At 38.2% G+C, this 21834-nt stretch carries 13 protein-coding genes; 9 read left to right on the forward strand and 4 right to left on the reverse strand.

Going from position 1 to position 21834, the window contains the following annotated elements:
• From EXE10_RS06325 to EXE10_RS06340, 4 genes are all read left to right on the forward strand, one after another.
• The gene (locus EXE10_RS06325) at window positions 1-1971 is read left to right on the forward strand and encodes a hypothetical protein (RefSeq protein WP_130112765.1); all 1971 of its coding nucleotides are present in this window, start codon (window positions 1-3) and stop codon (window positions 1969-1971) included.
• Between the two features lie 226 nt (window positions 1972-2197).
• On the forward strand, window positions 2198-2662 hold the full coding sequence (locus tag EXE10_RS06330; RefSeq protein WP_130112766.1) for a hypothetical protein: 465 nt from the start codon (window positions 2198-2200) through the stop codon (window positions 2660-2662).
• Window positions 2659-3720, forward strand: coding sequence for a serine/threonine-protein kinase (locus EXE10_RS06335; RefSeq protein WP_130112767.1), 1062 nt, complete (start codon window positions 2659-2661; stop codon window positions 3718-3720). The genes EXE10_RS06330 and EXE10_RS06335 overlap by 4 nt, the downstream gene beginning before the upstream one ends.
• 277 nt (window positions 3721-3997) lie before the next feature.
• Window positions 3998-14308 carry a PLxRFG domain-containing protein gene (locus EXE10_RS06340; RefSeq protein WP_165382993.1) on the forward strand — a complete coding sequence of 3437 codons (10311 nt, stop codon included), beginning with the start codon at window positions 3998-4000 and terminating at the stop codon, window positions 14306-14308.
• Window positions 14309-14341: 33 nt separating this feature from the next.
• On the opposite strand, the gene EXE10_RS06345 is transcribed toward EXE10_RS06340, so the two are convergent.
• Entirely contained in the window at window positions 14342-14962 is a 621-nt protein-coding gene (locus EXE10_RS06345) for a DUF4124 domain-containing protein (RefSeq protein WP_165382994.1), read from the reverse strand.
• Between the two features lie 140 nt (window positions 14963-15102).
• Here EXE10_RS06345 and EXE10_RS06350 point away from each other — a divergent pair, with 140 nt between their 5' ends.
• The 3 genes from EXE10_RS06350 to EXE10_RS06360 are packed head-to-tail and all read left to right on the forward strand — an operon-like array spanning window position 15103 to window position 16573.
• Window positions 15103-15483: a hypothetical protein gene (locus tag EXE10_RS06350; protein WP_042890510.1), complete on the forward strand. Its 381-nt coding sequence runs from the start codon at window positions 15103-15105 to the stop codon at window positions 15481-15483.
• Window positions 15483-16067, forward strand: a complete 585-nt coding sequence (locus EXE10_RS06355; RefSeq protein ID WP_049044335.1) for a glycoside hydrolase family 19 protein — start codon at window positions 15483-15485, stop codon at window positions 16065-16067. The genes EXE10_RS06350 and EXE10_RS06355 overlap by 1 nt, the downstream gene beginning before the upstream one ends.
• Entirely contained in the window at window positions 16064-16573 is a 510-nt protein-coding gene (locus EXE10_RS06360) for a hypothetical protein (RefSeq protein WP_130112769.1), read from the forward strand. The genes EXE10_RS06355 and EXE10_RS06360 overlap by 4 nt, the downstream gene beginning before the upstream one ends.
• Before the next feature lie 14 nt (window positions 16574-16587).
• Here the strand turns inward: EXE10_RS06360 and EXE10_RS06365 are convergent, their stop codons facing one another.
• Both EXE10_RS06365 and EXE10_RS06370 read right to left on the reverse strand, forming a co-directional pair.
• Window positions 16588-17271 carry a hypothetical protein gene (locus EXE10_RS06365; RefSeq protein WP_130112770.1) on the reverse strand — a complete coding sequence of 228 codons (684 nt, stop codon included), beginning with the start codon at window positions 17269-17271 and terminating at the stop codon, window positions 16588-16590.
• Window positions 17272-17277: 6 nt separating this feature from the next.
• Window positions 17278-18894 (reverse strand): tyrosine-type recombinase/integrase, encoded by a 1617-nt coding sequence (locus EXE10_RS06370; protein ID WP_130112771.1) that lies wholly within the window; start codon window positions 18892-18894, stop codon window positions 17278-17280.
• 147 nt (window positions 18895-19041) lie between these two features.
• On the opposite strand from EXE10_RS06370, the gene dusB reads away from it, so the two are divergent.
• Window positions 19042-20061 (forward strand): tRNA dihydrouridine synthase DusB, encoded by a 1020-nt coding sequence (gene dusB, locus EXE10_RS06375; protein WP_265937135.1) that lies wholly within the window; start codon window positions 19042-19044, stop codon window positions 20059-20061.
• A gap of 103 nt (window positions 20062-20164) precedes the next feature.
• A complete protein-coding gene (locus EXE10_RS06380; RefSeq protein WP_130112773.1) occupies window positions 20165-20671 on the forward strand; it encodes a DinB family protein in 507 nt (168 codons plus the stop codon).
• Window positions 20672-20714: 43 nt separating this feature from the next.
• Here EXE10_RS06380 and EXE10_RS06385 read toward each other — a convergent pair whose 3' ends face one another.
• The gene (locus EXE10_RS06385) at window positions 20715-21758 is read right to left on the reverse strand and encodes an NAD(P)H-dependent flavin oxidoreductase (protein WP_130112774.1); all 1044 of its coding nucleotides are present in this window, start codon (window positions 21756-21758) and stop codon (window positions 20715-20717) included.
• Window positions 21759-21834 lie beyond the last annotated feature (76 nt).

Consider the following 21834-nt stretch of genomic DNA (forward strand, 5'->3'; position numbering starts at 1 on the left):
ATGTACGGCTTAAAAAAACGTTCAAAGCAAGATGAAAATGGACTAATTCAAGGTGCAGGTACTGGCACTTCTGATGATATTAAAAAAAATGTTCCAGCAGGTAGCTATATTATGCCTGCTGATTCTACTCAGCAGATTGGTACCAATAATTTAAAAAATATGGGGAGTCCCACGCCAGTTAATCTCAGTAACGGTGAGTTCCAACTCTCGCCTGACCAAGTTCATTCGGTTGGTGTGCAAACTCTTGATGCCATGAAAGATCAGACACATATGCCTGTTAATCAACCTCAATTGGGTTTTAAGCCTGGTCAAAATAAACCTGAGTTATTTTTTGCAAATGGTGGACTGGTACCAAGTGCCTACCCAAGCGCAGATGATATTCGTCGTGCACAACAAAATAGAATTGGTGGGCCACAAATACGTGATGTATCTGGTATCACTCGTGATGTGAATAGATCTTTACCAAGCACAACAGTAAATACACCATCAACAACCAGCTCACCATCAGCAAGTCCAAGCAATCCAGCACCATCAGCAAGTCCAAGTAATCCAGCACCAACACAAGGTGGGGGCTTTGGCGCAAGGTTTAATTCATTGCGTCAAGGTATTAATCGTGCTGCAAATACTGGACTGGGTAAATTAGGTACAGTGGGTGCATTAGCAAGCACAGGTTTTGCAGTTGCAGATACACCAACGGAGCAGTATCGTGAGCGTTTTGGGTTGGGTGATTACAATCCTGAAGATTCCAACGGAATGCTCTTTGCTAAAGATTTAGGTGTTCGTGCATTGGGTGCTGCATCAGATTTGGGAAATGCAATGACACTGGGACAGGCTGGACGTTTGTATGCAGACAAACAACGTATTGCAAGTGAAGCAAAAGCAGCTCAACCTGAATTTAATGCTAAACAGAATAATCCAAATGCTGTTGTAAACAATCCATTTGGTAATAATAAAACACCACCTACTACACAAACACAGCCTGAAACCCAGACTACATTAAACTCTGTACAAAACTCTGATCCTTATGCTATTCAGCAAAAAGGAAACAGCTTTAGCTATGCTAATCCTGGTGCAGCAGCCCAAGCACGAGCAGATGGAGTTCGAGAAGGTGAAGGGCTAGGATTCAAAGTAAGACCAGTGAATGACCCTCGTGGGGTAGCAAATTTATTTGCCAATACTCAAGAAATGGGACCGACTGAACAACAGATTCAAAATGCAATCGCTCAACGTGAAATGAATTTAGGCTTGGGTATGCGAGGTTATGGTGGTCGCCCACGATTACCTGATGTTCGTACATCTGAACAAGAAGCGCAATTGCAAGCTGAAATTGCAAGAGTAAGCGCACCAATCCCAGGTTCAAAAGGATTAACAGCAAGTCAACGAAATCAAATTAATGATCTCCAAATGGGATATTCTAATCGAGCAAATGATGTTTATAAAACTGATGCGAACAACGTTGCTGCTTTACAGCGTGAAGCCATGGGGCAAGCTGGACAGAACTATCGTACAGAACTAAGTGAGCAAGGTACCAATAACCGCTTTAATGCAAATTTAGGTTTTGATGCACAAAAATTCCAAGCGACCAATGATTTAGCGAATCGAGAATTTAATCTTAATGCCACTGAAAAAGGTTTTGGCATTCGTAACTCAGCACGATTAGAGAAATTGTATGAACAATATGATTCTGCGAAATCGGATGAAGATCGTAAATCAATTCAGGAAAAAATTAATCGTTATGCAGGTAATAAAGCAGATACTGGTAAAGATCGTTATATGACTGTGGGTGGTGGTCAGGAATGGAATGACAAATCAGGTACTATGGTAAACAGACCACAACAGTTATTTGATACTCAGACACGGCAATTTGTTGATACGTCACCGGGGACTCCTCCACAACGAGCGGTGGGTACAATTTCAAAGGTAGGTGATAAGACTGCTGTTTGGGATGGTGAAAATTGGGTTCAGCAATAGAAATGACTATGTTGAGTATGAATTGCTCAACTAACAGCCGATAGGATATCTTGTATTTTCTACCCTCTAAAATAAAGTTCCTGCGAAATATCAGTAAGCAACTAGAGTTATTTCAATATTGAACATCACCCACAAATCAGATTGCTAATGTTTTTTTGGGTGATATTATGTGAAAAATTACGAAGTTAACGTAATACTTTATAAGTTATAGGATTTAAAAATTCGTATGAATTCTCTAGGCATTAGGGTTGAACCCAAAAAAGTTACTTTTGTAGTTATTGATTATAGAGATAGTGAGGCTGATATACTTAACGTCGAAACTATAAAGATACCATTGGCTTTAGACTTTCCAGCTAAATTAAAATATGTCCGAAATACCGTGCTTGATATTATTCGAGAATATGATATTCAAGTTGCAGGTATAAGAATTGCTGAAACAGTATCTGAAAATGTAAACATTAATCGGCTACATATTGAGGGTGTTATTCAAGAAGCATTTTCTAGTAGTAGTGTTAATAGTTATTTTACAGGTCAGCTAATGTCAATTTCAAAAAAACTTGATATTAATAAAGAACTTTATAGAGACTTATTAAAAAGTAAATCTCAATATGCGAAAATCAACAGATGGGCTTTATGTACCAATTCTGAAAGTAAAGAAGCTGCATTAGTAGGCTATGGAGCAGTACTATGATGTATCCATGTCAAAAAGCAATAGTATCATTTCAAAAAACTAGAGAAATTGGTGCTGAAGGTAAGAATTCAAAAGTTTATTTAGCCCATGATAAAAATATTGATGGGGAAGTGGTAATTAAAGAAATTGAATATCGAAAAGATGATGAGACAATTGTAGATCTAAACGATTTTTATGATGAGGCAAGAAAATTATTTAAAAGCTCTCATCCAAATGTTGTACAGCTTTATTATGCTTGTGAAGATGATAGAAATATCTATATAGCAATGCCATTTTATAAAAATGGGACTATTAAAAGTCTATTAGCTAAAAAACAATTAACTGCTAGGGAAGTGATTAAATATGCGGTTGAGTTTTTAAGTGGTTTGCATAATATACATTCGAAGGGATTAATTCATTTTGATATTAAACCAGATAATATAATGCTTTCAGATCGAAATGAAGCAATGGTATCTGATTTTGGGCTGACACAGTTAGTAAATGATGATGGAGTTGCATGGGTCTCATCAGTTTATACAAGAATTATTCCTCCTGAGTTTATAGATGGCTATTCTAAAGGGGATTTAAGCTTTGATAGAACTTTTGATATTTATCAAGTCGGAGTATCGCTTTATAGAATGTGTTGTGGGGATGCGGAGTTTTATAAACAATGGGATATGTTGGGTTCACAAGAAAATTTCATAAAATCTTTAAAAAATGGAACATTTCCTGACAGGGAAAAATATCTTCCCCACATTCCAGATAAGTTAAGAAAAGTTATTAATAAGTGTATGCATGTAGATAAAACTAAAAGATTTCAATCTGCTTTAGATGTTATCAATGCTATCGCAGATATCGACTCTAACCTCTTGGATTGGGAATATACAATTGGTAGTGATGATATAAAAAGATGGAAAAAAACAGATAAAAAGGGTAATTTATATGTATTAGAAGTTAGTATTGATGGCAAATCTACAGCTATGAAAACAACTTCCAATACAAGTCAGAGAGTTACTGACTACTGTATTAAAAATATAAGTGATGACGATATCGTTTCATTCTTAAATGGGATTGATTGATCATGAAGAATTTAAGTCATGTGCAGAAGGAGGTGGAAATGTTGAGTCGAAACAAGTTACTACCTCCTTTAAAGGTTGAAGGCTGTTCTAAAAATAAACCAGCTAAGTCTTCTAAGAGTTGCCATGACTTGAAGAATATAGATCTTTATAGCGGTGGTTATATACAGTTAAAAGACTAAATTTCTCAAACCACCTTAGGGTGGTTTTTTATCCCCTGTAAGGTTCGACCAAATTCTAAATAAAAACCATGATAGACGCATAAAATTAGGAGTGCGTCATGTCAGATCAAAACCAAATCGATTGGGAAAAAGGAACTATTCAAGAACCAAATCAGATAGATTGGGATAATGGTCAAATTTCACAACCTAAAGAAAAGAAAGATAAAGGTTTTCTTGGTCAAGCAAAAGATCATGCAGTTTCCTTTCTTGGCAAGGGTACGGTAGCTGTAGGTGAGTTAGCAGTCGGTCTAAGTGACATGATGTCCGATGGCGCCACAGGTAAAATACTTTCCGAAAAACTTGGTTACGACCCAAAAGCTGCCAAAAATGTAATGACAGGTTGGCAGTCTGAGCAATACCAACAACAATTAAAAGATTCTGCAAATATTGGCAATCGAAAAATTGAGGAAGGTGACGACTTCGCAACAAAGGTTGGTAAAAAATTCGACAATGCTGTTGATATAGCAAAAAATGCCATCAACAACCCATCACTTATCACAAATACCGTTGCTGAATCTTTACCTTCAATGCTAGCTGGTGGCGCATTAGGTCGTGCTTCAGGTATTGCTAATCCTATTGTTGCTGCTTCGGTTGGTGAGGGGCTTGGAATGGCAGGTAGCCAAGCTGAACAAATTCGCCAAGAAACAGTAGATGGACGCTTAACAGCAGACCAGTCTTTAGCAGGAGTAACAACAGGCGCACTTGGTGGCTTGATTGGTTTTGCTGGTGGTCGCCTTGCTCAAAAAATGGGGCTGGCTGATGTTGATACAGCCATGCAAACAGGACGTTTAACCACACAACAAGTAGGAGAGGAAATTGCGAAAACACCGATGAGTGCAATTCCAACTGCTGTGATCAAAGGTGCAATTTCAGAAGGCTTACTGGAAGAATTACCACAATCTGTAGCAGAACAAGTTTTACAAAACCTTGCGTTAAGTAAACCTTGGCATGATGAGATTGAAAATGCAGCTGTTATGGGAACTCTTGCAGGTATGGCAATGGGAGGGACGGTAAGTGGTGCAGGTAAAACAGGTGATTGGTTTGTTACTAGACACAACCCAACAATACAAGAGCTTTCAGAAAGACAACAACAAAAACAATGGAGTGAAGAAGATGCGGTATCACAACAGCGTTTGCAAGATTATTACAACCTAAGATCACAACAAGAACAAGAAAAAGTTTGGAATGCACAAGATGATGAGAAGTTTCTCGCTGATTTTTCCCATCATTTCAATAATGAAAACGGACGATTCCTTAATCAACCTACAGAAGAGATGGGTAATTTAGGGAATCAGATTGGTACAGGTGTTAATCCCAATTTACTTGGATTTAATCCGAACAATGATTCTGATGTACCAATTCAACCTAATCCACCCAATCCAGATGGTGGTGCACCGAGTGGGAATTATTTTGATACACCACAGTCATCTCAACCGCAGTTACCATCCCAGCAGATGGGTATTAATCCTAATGATGGCCCTATGTCATCTGCAGCGGCTTTGGCTGTAGATAGTGGAGTGACATCAACAGGATTATTAACTTACTCAGCTGAGCAGGAAGATGGTCAGCAATTAAGTTCTGTACCTACAGATTACCGTACTTTTTTGGGTGAAAGCCAACAGGCTGCGACGCAACCTGATTTATTGAGTTCTTTACAATCTCAGGAAAATAGCAACAGTGGTGCAGTTAGCAATAATACAAGTACAGCCACAGCATCTGATATTGAGACCGAAAAACTTGATTTAAATACACGTATTCAAGAGGCCCAACAAAAGTTTGATGCAGAAACAAGCGTGGCCCAAAAAGCCCAATTAAGACGTGAACTTAACAGTCTGAATGGTAAGTTAAAACAGGTAGAAACCCAAAAATTAAATGAACAACACAAACAAAAAATAGATGTTGTAGCGAATGAAGCTGCAACTAGTTCTGGTAATAATTTACCAGCACCTACACAAGCACAAATTGAAGCAGGCAATTATAAAAAAGGCCACATTAAGGTTCATGGTTTAGATATTGCTATTGAAAGTCCGCGTGGCTCCACACGTAGTGGTAAAAACCCTGATGGTAGTGACTGGTCGCACACGATGAGTGACCATTATGGTTATATCAAAAAAACCAAAGGGGCAGACCAAGAACAGTTAGATGTGTATGTAGGCAAGAACCCTGAATCAGAACGTGTCTTTATCGTTGATCAATTAAATCAAGATAATGATCAATTTGATGAGCATAAAATTATGCTTGGGTATCAAAGCCTAGAAGAGGCTGAGCAAGCGTATAAATCTAACTTTGATCCAGGATGGAAAGTTGGTCCTATTCGTTCATTATCAAAAGATGAGTTTAAAAGCTGGTTGGATAATGATGATACCGTGCGTCCAGTCAGTGAAAAAGTTCAGCCTAAATCAGATCGTATTGCTGATAAAAAGGAAGTTGTGACTACATCAACTGGACGTTCATTTGAGGTTCAGCATAAGTTAGTGGAAGCTGCTGATTTAATCACATCAAATAATCCTAATGGACAAATTAATCCTAATTATCCTCAAGAGTTACAACCAAGAGACCGTACTCGCGCTGCGTCACAAATGCAAATTACGGAAATTGCGAATCAGTTAAATCCATTATTGCTTGGTGAAAACCCGAACGCTTCTGATGGAGCACCAATTGTTTCAGTGGAAAACATTGTTGAAAGTGGTAATGGTCGTTCTATGGCGATTACTAAGGCATATATGGAAGGTAAGGCAGAGCATTATCGACAGTGGTTGAAAGAGCAGGGTTATAACACTGATGGTATGACAGCGCCTGTATTGGTACGTGAGCGTATTACACCAATGACTTCTGCAGAACGCATTGCTTATACAGGTGAGGCGAACCAACGCTCCACACTTGAGTTGAGCGATACTGAACAGGCGAAATCCGATGCTGCAAAATTAGGTTCTATTTTGCATCAGTTTTATGGTGGGGAAATTGACTCTGCACAGAATAGAAACTTTGTTAAATCCTATGTCAATGGAATTGCATCATCGAATGAGCGAGGTAGCTTATTAGGTGCAGATGGTGTTTTGACCCAAAAAGGTTTACGTCGTATTCAAGCATCCTTGGTTGCGCGTGCCTATGGTGATCAAACTCTAATTTCTGATTTGTTTGAAAGTTCTGACAGTAATATTAAGGCGATTGGTGGTGCCTTAATGGATGTTTCAGGGTTTTGGGCAAATATGCTTGAAATGATTGATCAGGGCGTCATCTCGAAAGATGTGGATATTACAGCTAACTTATTGGAAGCTGTAAATCTTATTAAAAAGGCCCGCAGAGAAGGTCGATCTGTTTTTGATTTAATGAATCAAAGTGATATTTTTTCAGGTGAAATTGATCAAGTTACACAAGACTTTCTAAGAATCTTTTACTCAGGTGATAAACTGACTCGTGCAAGAAGCCGTGAGAAAGTTGCTACTGCACTTAAATATTATATTGATAATGCACTTTCCACTAAGTCGGGTGTCAACTTGTTTGGTGAGAGTGACCCTTCAGGCGCAGAAATTTTAAGGACTACACATGAACAAGTCAGACGACAAGAAACTGAAAAGCAACAAGACATCTTCACTAGCCCGCAATCTAATGAACCAGACGCTGGCACAGTTGGCGGTGGACGATCAGGACGAGGAGCTATTGCAGGAAGTGAAACAGCGCAAGAACAATCAGAGCCTACAAAAGCCTTAAAGAAGACAGCTCCAACATCTGAAAAAGAAACGATTCAAGATTTTGGTGAAAAAATTGGTGGTGCTCGTAAAGATACTTCAGTGAAGACTGGCCCCAAAACCTCTGGCACTACTACAAAGGACAATCGTCCAACTTGGGCCAAGCGATTTGAGATTACTGAAATTGCTGCCTCAAGTAATCCAAATGAAGTTGGTAAATGGATTATCACGGATACAAGAAAAAAGGATTGGAAGGGGAATGCCAAGCAACTAGGCAAACAATTTTTTGATTCCCAAAAAGATGCTGAACTTGCACTACCAATTCTAGCTGTAGCTCAAAAGCATCGTGTGTGGGCTGCTGGAAAAGATAGCTTTTCTATCTATCGTGAAATTAGTGATCGGAAGCGCGTTAAAGTTGTCGAACAAGAATTTCAAACACGTGAAGATGCTATGAAATATATGGCAATCCATGCGATTGAAATTCTAGAAACCAATACAACTTTTGGGGAAATTGATCTTCCTCGACCTGAAAATACGGTAAGAAAAGGACTAGATCGCCGTAAAGGTGATGCTAAAGATGCTGATTTTATTCGTGTGTTTGGTTTCCGTGGTGTTGAATTTGGGAACTGGAATAATCAGTCAGAACGCCAAGAGCTATTAAATGATGCCTTTGATGGTCTCATGGACTTGGCTGAGATTTTAAATATCCCACCTGCAGCAATTAGCCTAAATGGGGAACTCGCTTTAGCGTTTGGCGCCAGAGGGCAAGGATTAAGTGGTGCAAAGGCGCACTATGAACCCGAACGTGCTGTGATTAACTTGACCAAATTGAATGGCGCAGGTTCATTAGCTCATGAATGGTGGCATGCATTAGATCACTATTTTGGTCGACAAGATGGCAAAGCCCCATCTGAATGGGTAACGAACGTGGATGGCAGTCGATCATTAAAGATTGCAAAACACTTTGAAGATATGAGCGTCACTTCTGGATTCTCTTATAAATCAAATGTTCGTGAAGATGTGCAAGAAGCCTATAAACAATTGGTACAGACAATTTTTAGAAAATCTGAAAACTATATTGAAGATACTGTTAAGGTTGAAAGCTTCGTTAGTTCTGCGAGAAACAACTTAAAAGATCAATTAGATAAGTTACGTGCTGATCTTAATCGTGAGCTTGATCCTAAATATTACAAGCGCTTTAACAAAGCTGCCTCAGCTGAACAGCTGGCTGAGTTTGATACGGTTGCTGAGTTATTACTTACAGGTACGGCACTTACTACGGAAATACGTCACAACAATAATAAGAATAGTCGAAATATATTTAGTGGTGCACGTTGGTCTAATGATGCCCTAGATAAATTAAGTGTGATTTATAAATCTGTCCGTGGTAGATCAGGGTTTAATGCTGAACAAAAGGGTGTACTAGACCGATTACGTCAATACATGAATACCTATGCCCAACGCCTCAAACTATTGGCAGAAGCTCAAAATGGTACAGAGAAAGCGAAAATGATACCAACGGATTTTGCTATGAACGCAAAAGAGTTAGATCAGGGACGCGGTACAGATTATTGGATTACTACTCCTGAAATGACAGCACGTGCATTCCAAGGGTATGTAGAAGATAAAATTTCTCAAAATAGTGGCTACAGTCCGTTTCTGAATTTTGGCCCTGAGAGTGCTGCGATTTTTACTCCATGGGGTTTTAAGCGACCATTTCCTACTGGTACAGAACGAAAAGCAATCAATGCAAAGTTTTCTGATTTGGTTGATACACTAAAAACAGAAGAAACAGAAACAGGGATTAAACTTTATAGTCGTGACAAATTAAAACCTGATAACGAGCGTAGAGATGCTTCACCATTAGACACGACCTTTACTCCCTTATCCGTTGTCAGTGCTACTCGTAGAGTCCTTTCTATTCTTCAACATCTCAAAATGTCCGCTACACAAGATGCGTCTTCTAGGGGGCGTATCAATGTCAGTCTTAATAATAGGATCGGGGTCAACAAAGTCGGGAATGTGAATTCCAATGGGTTTAGTGTTCAGGTTATTTCTAGTTTTAGCGATCTTCCGAAAGTCATACAAAATGATGCAACCTACAAAGATGAAAATGGCAAAACCCAAAATTATGATGTAAGCGGTGTTTGGCATGATGGCACGCTCTATGTGGTTGCTGATCAGGTTTATGGGGATAGCAATAAACAGCTTACTACATTTGATGCTTATGAGGAATTATTAACCCATGAAATTGTTGGGCATTTTGGTGTTCAAAAGCTATTTGGAAATGAGTATAAGACCAAATTTCAACAACTATTTAATGCTCTGGGTAAGCTTGAGGGTATTCGTAAAATAGCAAAAGATAATGGCGTGGATATGCAGCAATTTGAAAGTGCATATATTGAACCATACACTCAAGGTGTTAAAGATGAAATTTATACCGAATCAGATGTGCAACAAGCCTTGGTTGGAGAATTATTTGCTTTTGTTGCACAAAATGCTAAGTCACGTCCTTTTGTACGTCAAAAGCTAAAAGAAGTTATTGGATATATTCGTCAATGGTTCCGTGATCGTGGCTTTGATAAATTTCTTTCACGTTACAAAGACGCTGATTTAATGATGTTTTTATCAGAAGCTCGTAAGGCTGTAGTTGATCGAAGCTATTTTGGTAAATATAAAAATCAAGAATTTTCATCTAAGAACGATTCTGATACTCCACTTTATAGCCGTCGTACTAAGAGCAATTCAGGCTCTACAGTTCAGCAAGTAAGGGGTGTATTGATTGATCGCTTTGGTAAAGAGACCATTGATGAGCTTGAACGACAAGGTAAGCTTGAGATTATTCAGGATTATCAGGTTGAAGGTGTTGAGGGCTTCTATTACAACGGTAAAGCCGTACTCGTTGCATCGAATCTGACTAATGAAAGCACAGTACCAACATTCTTACATGAGTTGGGAGGTCACGCTGGTTTTCAAAATATGATGAACCAGAAACAATATAATGAATTGATGAATCAATTTAATAAATTAGTTGAGCAGGGTAATCCTGTTGCTTTAGCTGCAAAGATGCTTGCAGAACGTGAACAAGGCTCTGAACGTCAGCAGCTTGAATATTTACCATATTTATTAACCCTTTCATCTACTATGCAACAACGTAATGTGATTCAACGGAATGCACTGCAAAAGTTGATTAACAATATTGTTTCGTATGTAAAAGCATGGGTATTTGATAATTTTGGCATCAATCTTAATTTGAATCCTGATGATATGCTTGCATTATCAGAGCGTATGATTGGGCAAATTAAACATCAATCATCATTGGATTTAATTCGTCAAAAATATCATGGTACAAATCAATGGATGACAGCACCAAACGGTGCAAAGACACATCTTTCAGAACAACAATGGTTACAAGTCCGCACACCAGAATTTAAGAAATGGTTTGGTGATTGGGAAAATGATGCAGCAAATGCTTCACAGGTATTAGATGAAAATGGGGAGCCTAAGGTTGTTTATCATGGTACTGCCACCGAGTTTAATGAGTTTAAGCAAGGTCATGGATTATTGGGAGATGGCATTTACTTAACTGATAGTTTTGATACAGCAGATGTATACGCCAATATCCGTGGGGAAAATGGCTTTGTACTTCCATTATTTGTAAACATTCGGAATGCGTTCAAAACTACAGGTAATGTTTCACGTGATGAAGTTGTAGAAGCGACAACTTCTGGGAAATATCAGGGAATTGTTCATCAGTTTGAAAATCAAGAATATATTGTTGCGTTAGAGCCTAATCAAGTAAAAATGGCTGAGGGGAATAAAGGCACATTTAATAGTGAAAGTTCAGATATTAGATTTAGCCGTAGTTCTAACTATGATGATATTACCAATCGTATCGCTAATGGGTTTAAAAATTTGCCCAAAACAGGTGACTGGATTAATAAAAAAGGTGTCGATTGGTTGAAATTCGGCTTACAAGCTTTAAGTCGCCGACATTTAACTGAGATTTATGGAAAATTATTACCACCACTAAATAAATATAATGAACTTGCAGCTCAGATGGATGCTGATAAGAATGATATTGCTGCTGAAGCGGATAATATTGTACGTGAGTGGTCTAAATTAAAGGATGAAGAAGCTTTAGCAAATGTAATGCATGATGCAACTTTAGCTCAAATTGACCCTGCTAAACCATACCAACAGGGCGATAATAAAGTTAAATATCAACAATTACTCCATGCGTATAATAATTTATCCCCTGAAGCACAGGCAATGTATAAAAAGGCTCGAAATGCCTATAGTGGGCATTATGCCAAAGTTCGTGAAGCGATTAGAGAACGCATTTTGCGATCAGCTTTAAGCAGCCAGAAAAAAGCAGATTTATTGCAGAAAATAGAGGGTTCTTTTGGTCAAATTAAAGGTGTTTATTTTCCTTTAGCTCGTTTTGGTAAATACGTGGTGGTACTGCGTAACCAAAATGGTGAGGCTGAGGTTGTTAGTCGTGCTGAAACTAAAAATGAAGCTGAATCGGTTCGTGCAGAGTTAATAAAAAAATATCCACAATATAAGGCTGATGACGTAAAAAAAGATGCGGAGTTCAATGCAAGTCGTGACAGCGTTGGTCGTGGATTCATGTCTGATCTTTTTGATGAGGTGGGAAATTTGGGTTTGGATGCAAAATCACAAGCTGATTTTGAAGACACTCTAAGTCAATTATATCTATCATCTATGCCTGATTTATCCTGGGCAAAACATGGGATTCACCGTAAGGGTACAGCAGGCTTTAGCAATGATGCACGTCGGGCATTTGCACAACATATGTTTAGTGGTGCAAATTATTTAGGGAAGTTGCGTTATGGCGATCAATTGGCTCAACAACTTGATGAAATGAAAAAGTATTCTGAAGATCAATTTAAAAAAGGTGTTGGCTATGACCAGAATTCTGCTAATGATGTTATTGATGAAATGGAGAAACGTCATGAAAATTTAATGAATCCTAAAGGGTCTCCAATATCAAGTTTTCTCACAAGTGTTGGTTTCATGTATTACATGGGTTTATCACCTGCAGCTGCCATCGTCAACTTATCTCAAACAGCATTAGTTGCTTACCCGATTATGGGCGCAAAATGGGGGTTTGATAAAGCTGGTAAAGAGTTACTTAAAGCATCGTTAGATTTTGGTGTAGGCTTAAAAGATGGATACAAGACACCTGATTTAACAAGCATAAAAGGTTTTAAAAATACTATAGGTGGTGTTTATAACCCTGATATTGCCAAAAAATTACAAGGTGATGAGCTAGCTGCGTATGAAGAGGCTGTAAAGCGTGGTGTGATTGATGTTACGCAGGCTCATGATTTAGCAGGTATTGCTCAAGGTGAAGATAGTAAAGTGATGTGGTATTTCCGACCTGCTATGCGTTTGGCAAGTGGCATGTTCCATCATGCGGAGCGATTTAACCGTGAGGTTACTTTTATTGCAGCTTATCGTTTGGCTCGTCAGCATGTTAATTTGGATGGCTCAAAGTCAACCCACAGTGAAGCTTTTGAACAAGCAATGGATGCGGTATATAGAGGGCATTTTGATTACTCAGCAGGGAACCGAGCACGTTTTATGCAAGGTAATATTGCAAAAGTGGTATTACTATTTAAACAATATGCTCAGAATATGATTTATACCTTGGTACGCAATGCCCATCAGTCAATTTATGCGCTCGATCCTAAGGAACAAAAAGAGGCTCGTCGTGCTTTGGCTGGTATTTTGGGTATGACGACTTTGGCAGCTGGTGCAATTGGATTACCAATTACAGGAATGCTTTTCACTGCCTCTATTTTAATCGCAAAGAAAAGTAAACTCGGTTCTGCTGCATTTTTTGCGGCTTGGGCTGTGGCGTTCTTTGGTGCTGCGGATGGCGACGAGGAAGACCCTTATGAGTTGGAAATTGTAATCCGAAACTGGTTGGCAGATATTCATCCTAAGTTTGCTGATTTGGTATTTGGTGGGGCGCCACGAGTACTTACACCTGTAGACTTATCAGGTCGTGTGGGCTTAAATAACCTAATTATTCCTGACGTACAGGAAGGACTTGAAGGTGCAGATTGGGCAACTGCAATGCAATCTGCATTACTTGGACCAGTCGTAGGTATTAGCACAAGTACAGTAAAAGGCTTGCAACAAATTCAAGAAGGTGATTACGGTCGTGGTATAGAGACTATGCTGCCGATTTTTCTTAAAAATGCGATGAAGTCTTACCGTTATGCTGATGAGGGGGTGTTAACCAAAAATAAGGATGTGATTCATGATAAGGATGTCACAGGGGTTGAGTTATTTTCTCAAGCCATTGGTTTTTCACCGGCATCGGTAAGAACCTCATACGAGGGGCGGTCTGCGATTTTCCAATATAGAACTAAGCTGGAAGATCATCGACGTGAGTTGATGCGCAAGTGGGTGGTGGCTCGACAAGAAGATGACAGTGATGGCATGAATAAAGTATGGACTGAAATTTTGGAATTTAATGCAAAAACTGCCGAGAAAAATCCAAAGATGCGAATTAGTCGCATGAACCTTATGCAAAGCTATAAAGCTACTGAGCGTAAAGCAAAAGAAACTGGTGATGGAGGTGTATACCTTACTAAACGGCAGAAAGGTGCTGAGGAGCAAGGTGGGTTTGCGTTTAATCGTTAAAGGGAAAAGCCACCTTGCGGTGGCTTCAATTTTTTAATTACATTGCATTTGACCGCCGACATTTTGGCATGAGCCTCCAGTAGATGGAAAATATGTATCGCCTGCACCACGATTATAGCGTGTGCCATCTGAACCCCAACATCCTGCACCATCACAATTTGTTATGGTAGATGGTTGACGTTGTGGCATAGGTGCAGAGTAAGAGCTATTTGAATTGGAATAGCTATCACCACTCGATACATTTACACCATTCATTGCTGCTAGGGTTCTTAATTGGTTTGCGGTTAACTGACCATTTTGAGAACCTTTATATGGCGTACTAGCTTCCTGAATAATTTTTTGGCGCAATGCTTCATCTTCAGCAGAGCGTGTAGGCTGACGAGGCACAGTATAAGTATTTTGACGAGTGCCCTGATAGTGATTTACATACGTGTCAGGAATGGATGAATTAGAGCGATAAGTTTTTTTAGGTGCTGGTGTACTGGTTGTACCCAACGATCGTAAAGTTTCTATATTCTGTTGCTTAGCACCCTTAGGTGGTGGCTTACTGGAATAGGTAACATTACCTTTTGCATCAACCCATTTGTAAACCCCTGCATATAGATTTACTGGAATACACAGTAAAATAAATGTTGTAATTTTTAATACACTCATGCGCATCTCAAAGATAATAATTATATGAAATTACGATAGATTAATTTTAGAGCAGTATCAACCCCCTGTAAGGTTCGCTAAATAACCGCCTTTAAATAAAACTCTACGAAATAAAGTAGAGTTTTATTTCGGGGCAAGTTATGCAAGAAAACACAATTCCATGGATCATCAAAGTTGTGCCTGCCGTAGTGGGGGCTATTCTTGCCCTGGTATTAAGTGGTGACATTGATAAAAACGGAAAAATTCAAGTTTCTTTGGGTGTTATAGGCAAGTTTTTATTCAGCGTTTCAGTCAGCCTTTATGGCGGTTCAGCATTTATTGAATATTACGAATTATCAAAATATTCTCACATGGCTCAAGGCTTTGTGATGCTTATGTTTGCAGTTTTTGGATTATTAGGGATAGGCATTCTCTATCAGTCCATTGCACTGATGCAGGGTAAGCCTTTATCCGAGGTTATTAGTGAGGTCAAAGCTGCCTTTATTTCAATACTTAGTAATGGTAAAGGTGGGAAAAATTGATGAATACTCTTGATATTACACAACTTCAAAAAGCCGTTGGCGTGAAAGCTGATGGAATTCTTGGGCGTAATACTTTAACAGCTGTATTTCAAAAACTTGGTGCTAATCCTGCACGAGCTACTGAATTAGCATTAGCAGCAAATGTGCACTTAGAGACATATTCAATCAAGACGCAGTTACGCTTTTGTCATTTCTTTGCTCAACTTGCTCATGAAAGCGGAAATTTTCGCTATATGGAAGAAATCGCATCTGGTGCAGCTTATGAGGGGCGAAAAGACTTAGGTAATGTAAACAAAGGCGACGGTGTTCGTTATAAAGGTCGAGGACCAATCCAGTTAACTGGTCGAGCTAATTATCGTAAGTATGGTCAAGAACTTGGAATTGATTTTGAAAATAACCCTACAATTGTTGCGCTGCCAAGTGTTGGAATGCTTGTAGCTTGCAAATACTGGTCTGAAAATAACTTAAATGTATTTGCAGATTATGATGATGTAACCACGATTACTCGTCGTATTAATGGCGGTTTAAATGGCTTTGATGATCGTAAAAATAAACTTTCTATGATTAAAGGGTGGTTTAAATGATTGATGCCGTGTTAGGTAAATTTTACAAATACATCATTTTAGGCTTGATGATATTTATCTTTGGATATGTTTTTTATGCCAATTCTCTTGCTGGAAAATTGGCAAATGCTGAAAAAGTTAAAACTAAAGCAGTAGCTGATGCTATTAAGCCTTATCAAGATGCAATTGATCAGGCTCAAGAGGAAAAAGCCACCATTATGCAAACATGGTCAGCTAAAATTATAGAGGTTGAACAAAATGCAATTAAAAAAATACAAGATGCGAATGCTGCCGCTCGTAGTGCTGACTTGGCTGCTAGTGGGTTGTCAAAGCAACTCAGTGAAGCCAACAAACGTTTGTCCAGTGCTCCCAAGCAAACCATCATTAACTACACCATTGCCAACTCAGAATTACTCGAAAGTTGCACAACAGAATATACAAAAATGGCAGAAATTGCAGATGGACACGCAATTGATGTCAGGCGACTAAATGAAAGTTGGCCAGAACTAAATAAAACCCTCAATTGAGGGTTTTATATTATCTATTTAATTTCAAGGAATTTCCCAGATGGAGTCATTACATTTGATTTAATAAATGGAACTGTATCTCTCTTTGATTTTTCAAGTAGAAAATAATCCTCAATCTTATTGTTTATACTGTCTAAATATACAGCCTTTATATATATGTTCAGATCTTCTGTTTTAGGAGGGTTTAAAATATCATCGCGTGATGTGAATATAGCTGAAATATTAAGATTTTCACCAGGCCTAAATATGTCACTTTTATTATGTGGATAATCAAATTCTACTAAAATTTTTTCTTTTTTATTTGGTAAATAATCAAATTGCAAACTAAAAGAAGATGCACTGTTGTTATAGTTTTTAATATTAAAATCTATTGCTAAAGCAGGCTGTCCATTACTGTCATTCGATTTATAAAAGTCATCAATTTTTATAAAAAAAGTTGGTTTACTACTTCGAATCTTTGCTTTTTCATCGTCCTCATCTTTTTCACGCTGTTTAATGTATAGGTAAAATGCAAAAACAATAGAAGCTAATGTTCCAAAAGATCCTAAAAACGTTAAAGATAATGAAAGTGTCTCTTTAAAAGGTAACTCACTAATATTTTTTAGAGCATAACAGTAATAAAACCATGCACCAAATAGAGCAGTTATAATTAACAATATAATTATAGAGGTTAAAAAAGCATATAATTTATTTTTCATATCTGATCACTTTTTAATAAGGTTTGAAATATCGGCATCAAAATATTTAGTAATATCGAACCATTTTTCTATTTCTTTTTCCCATTTATACACACGTTCATTTTCAATTTTTAGTACATCTAACCCTTTGATGCTAAAGTGAGTCGTATCATTTGGAAGCTGTTCCCAATCAATAGCCCCATTATCATTAAACCAATTTTCCCAAGCATTTTGTATGTATGGGACCACAAAAGATTGTTGCACATCATTCCATGCAAATATGTTCTGTATCTTTGATTTTTCTTTATACATATCTTTAACACTTTTAGTTGGGCGAAATGATTTCATAAATCTTTCCAACTGTTCTTTAATAAAAGAAAATTCAGTATTTATAACGTCAGGTGTTTGAACTTGAGAATAAGCTTCCTCTGCATCCGCAATATCAGCAGCTGATACATACCTTTGTTTTAAAGCAAATTTAGAATAATTATCGTCATATTGTTGTCGGGCAAATTGAATAGCTGTCTGATAATCTAAACGTTCACCACGTTTTCTTAGGTTTACATACCGTTTAAGACTATTCCATGATGAATGTAATGTAATTGTTTGAAGTTGCGGTATCGTAAAGCCATCCTCTGCATAGCGTGTTGCAGCTTCATGGCGTAAATCATGGAACCTTAAATCTTCAATTCCATTTAAACGACATGCTCTACGAAAATAATCACTGACCGTCTGTACATTGACAGGCAATAAAAGCTCATCACTATAACCCAGCTCCAGCATTCTTTTTCGAGTAGAAGGTTCGAGTAATTCTTCAATAATGAGGAGGGCATTAGGCTCTAAATGGGCAAACTTATGATTTCCTTTAGAACCATCTGGATTTTTAACGTCTCTGATCTTCCACTGACTATTTTTTTTATCAAAATCATCTAAACGCATTTCACATAGTTCACCTTCACGACGACCTGTATAGATCGCAAGCCACATGACCAGGTGCATGGGAATGGCATTGCGAACTCGTTTCCAGCCTTTATAAAAGTGATTGGTCAGAATATGAAGTTCTTCTGATGTGATTAAACGATCACGTTCCTTTGATTTAGTAACAATACGAGCTTTTTTTAGACCGATCAGCGAATGTGACAATTCATTTTTTGCATGTGCAACATCTTCACCCCATACAAGTTCAGCATGGTTTAGAACCGATGAAATATGGGATAAATCTTTTAATGCAGTTGCTGGGGCAACTCCATCTATCATTTCAATTGGATTGCCTTTTCGTCGCTCAATGGCAAATGATGAGAAATCTTGACGTGAAAGGGTATAAGCATCTTTATGGGCAATATCATAATTACATATATTTTTTAGTGCTGCAGTTTTGGTATCAGCAAATTCATCACTAATTTCATCTAAATATTGAGTGATGAATTGTTCTAAAGTTTTTGACACAACCTTAGCTTCTGGATTTAGAATAGCAGGATTAACCAGAATCTCTGCTTCAAGTCGCTTAATCCATTCTTTGGCTAATGACTCTTTTGCAAAAGTTCTTGTTTTAATAAATGGTGGTAAGCCTTTACGAGTTATTCGTATTTGAGCTCTGTATCGAGTTTTACCATCTGCTGTAGTTCGTTCTGCAATTGTTCCCATATTTACGCCATAAAGTTGGATTTACGCCACAAGGGTGATTATGGCGCAAATAAGGCGTAAAGAATAGTTAAGAATGATTGAAAATGATGTAAAACCTTTGAGAATATGGGAAAGTGAAAATTGTGTAAAAACAACGTAATTGCAGAATTGTTTGATAAATCAAAGCATTCCCCTATTTTTGTCGCCCCGATGGCAGGTGTGACTGATCGTCCATTTAGAACACTGTGTAAATACTTTGGCGCTGGGCATGCGGTCAGTGAAATGATGACCTCTGATCAAACTTTACGTATGACCAAAAAAAGTTTGTATCGTGCTAATTTTGATGGTGAACTTGCCCCAATTTCAGCGCAAATTGCAGGTTCAGAACCTGAACAACTGGCCGAGGCGGCACGCTATCAAGTCGCCAATGGTGCGCAGATTGTCGATATCAATATGGGCTGTCCTGCCAAAAAAGTCTGCAATAAACTCGCAGGCTCGGCACTGCTTAAAGATGAAGATTTAGTTGCACGCATTTTGGACACAGTAGTTGCTGCGGTGGATGTTCCTGTGACATTAAAAACCCGATTGGGCTTTTTAAATGGTCATGAAAATATTATGCGAGTTGCCAAACGAGCAGAAGAAGCAGGCATTGCAGCGCTCGCTTTGCATGGACGTACTCGTGAAGATATGTATTTAAATACAGCACGTTATAGTTTGATTAAAGAAGTCAAAAGCATGTTGTCGATCCCTGTGATTGCCAATGGTGATATCGACAGTCCTGAAAAAGCCAAATATGTGTTGGATTATACAGGTGCTGATGCGGTGATGATTGGGCGTGCAGCTCAAGGTCGTCCGTGGATTTTTCGTGAAATTGATCATTATTTAAAAACAGGTGAACATTTAGCTGCACCTGATATTCAAGAAGTGAAAGATGTCTTACTTGGGCATTTAGCTGAGTTGTATCAGTTCTATGGTGAATACTCAGGTTGTCGCATCGCTCGAAAACATATTGCGTGGTATACCAAAGGTTTACGATCAAGCAATGAGTTCCGTCAAAATATGTATAAAGTTGAAAGCACGATTGAGCAAGCTAAGGTGGTTGAGGACTATTTTAATCACTTGCTGGATCAAGGAAATATCATGAGTGATGTGCAAGTGGAACAAGTAAATTTGTTAGAAACAAAATGAGTGGTGGATGAGATCTGATTTTAGCAGATGTGATTTGAGGAATAGTTGTGTGAAAATGAAAGTGAATTGTCTTTTAGGTGATTCATAATCAAAAGGAAAAGTCATGGAACAACAATTATTACTTATGGCTCAATACAATATTTGGGCAACAAATCGACTTTGTCTTCATCTGGAACATGTTTCTGATGAAGATTTCTACAAAGATATAGGTCTTTATTTTAAAAGTATATTTGGTACGGTCAATCACTTATTATTAGGTGAGCATTATTTATGGTATCCACGCTTTGCTGAAGGGATTTCGCCTGCGCTAAAATTGACAGATATTGTTGAGCCAAGCAAAGAGAAGTGTCTTTTACAACTACAACAAAAGTCTTATCAATGGATCGCTTTTATTGAGTCTTTAACTCAGCCACGTTTAGATGGGCTTTTAACCTATAGACGGGTCAATGGAGAAGAATTGAGTTTGCCTTTTGCAGCAACATTGATGCATGTTTTTAATCATGGTACCCATCACTGCGGGCAGATCACCGTAGCGATGACCGCTTTAGGTTATGAATGTCCTGAGCTGGATTTGGTGTATATGCTTTCTGAAAATCAGCGAAGCAAATAGACGTTATTGTAACAACGTCTATTTGAGATTTACTATGTTGGATTTAAGCGTGATTCATTTCCACAACCAATTGATTAATCAAATCAGGTGCTTCAAGTTGTCGAATTTGTGCCACATTTGAACCTGCCCAGAAAGCACCATAACCCACATCGTCATTTTTTAAGGCTAAAGCATTTAATTGTTTAGCTAGGTCATAAGCGTATGGATAGGGCGCAGAATCGGGACGATTTGCTTGATCAATTTCAGCTTGCCAATGATTAATTAGACCACGAGCTGGTCGACCTGAAATTGTTGCTGTTATTTGAGTAATGGGTTGGTCGAATAGGGCTTGGCGATACGCTATATTGGCATTTGATGATTTACATTGAACAAATGCTGTACCGAGTTGAACCGCATCAGCGCCCATTTTCATCACAGCTTTTGCTTGTGCACCATTCATTATTCCGCCTGCTGCAATGACAGGTAATGAACAGTGACGTTTAATCAATTGAACGAGGTCAGCTGTTTTAATTGCGCCATCAATATTTGCATTAAAAATACCACGATGACCGCCCGCTTCAGTACCTTGAGCAACAATAATATCAATACCCGCAGCTTCTATTGATTTCGCTTCAATTAAATTGGTTGCTGAAACCATAGTAATAATACCAGCATCTTGTAATTTTTTTATTTGATTGCTGTGCGGAATCCCAAAATGAAAACTTACTGCTTTGGGTTTTGTTTCTAAACAAAGATTTAAATAATCATCATTGTCTTTAAAACTTGGATAAATACATTTCAACTCAGTAGGTGGTGTCGCACCAAATTTTTCAAATTCAGGTTTTAAATAATTAATCCAATTTTGATTGGCTTCGACATCTGTTGGACATGATTCGTGGCAAAAAAAGTTAAGCTGAAATGGTCGATCAGTTAGTGCTTGCGTCGCTAAAATTTGTTGTCTCGCTGTTTCAACCGAATTTGCGCCTAGACCCAATGAGCCTAAAGCACCTTGATTGGAAACTTCAGCAGCTAATTCAGGAGTCGAAACACCTGCCATAGGCGCGAGCAAGATCGGATGTTTAATTCCTAATTGGTTTAGTAGCGACATACTTTAACTCCTTCAGTTTGATTTAACTTTGCCGAAGCTTTTAACAATAAGCAAATTATGTTCAATATTTATTAAT

Origin of the sequence: Acinetobacter sp. WCHAc060033 (assembly GCF_004209125.1) — a bacterium.
GTDB lineage: Bacteria > Pseudomonadota > Gammaproteobacteria > Pseudomonadales > Moraxellaceae > Acinetobacter > Acinetobacter wuhouensis.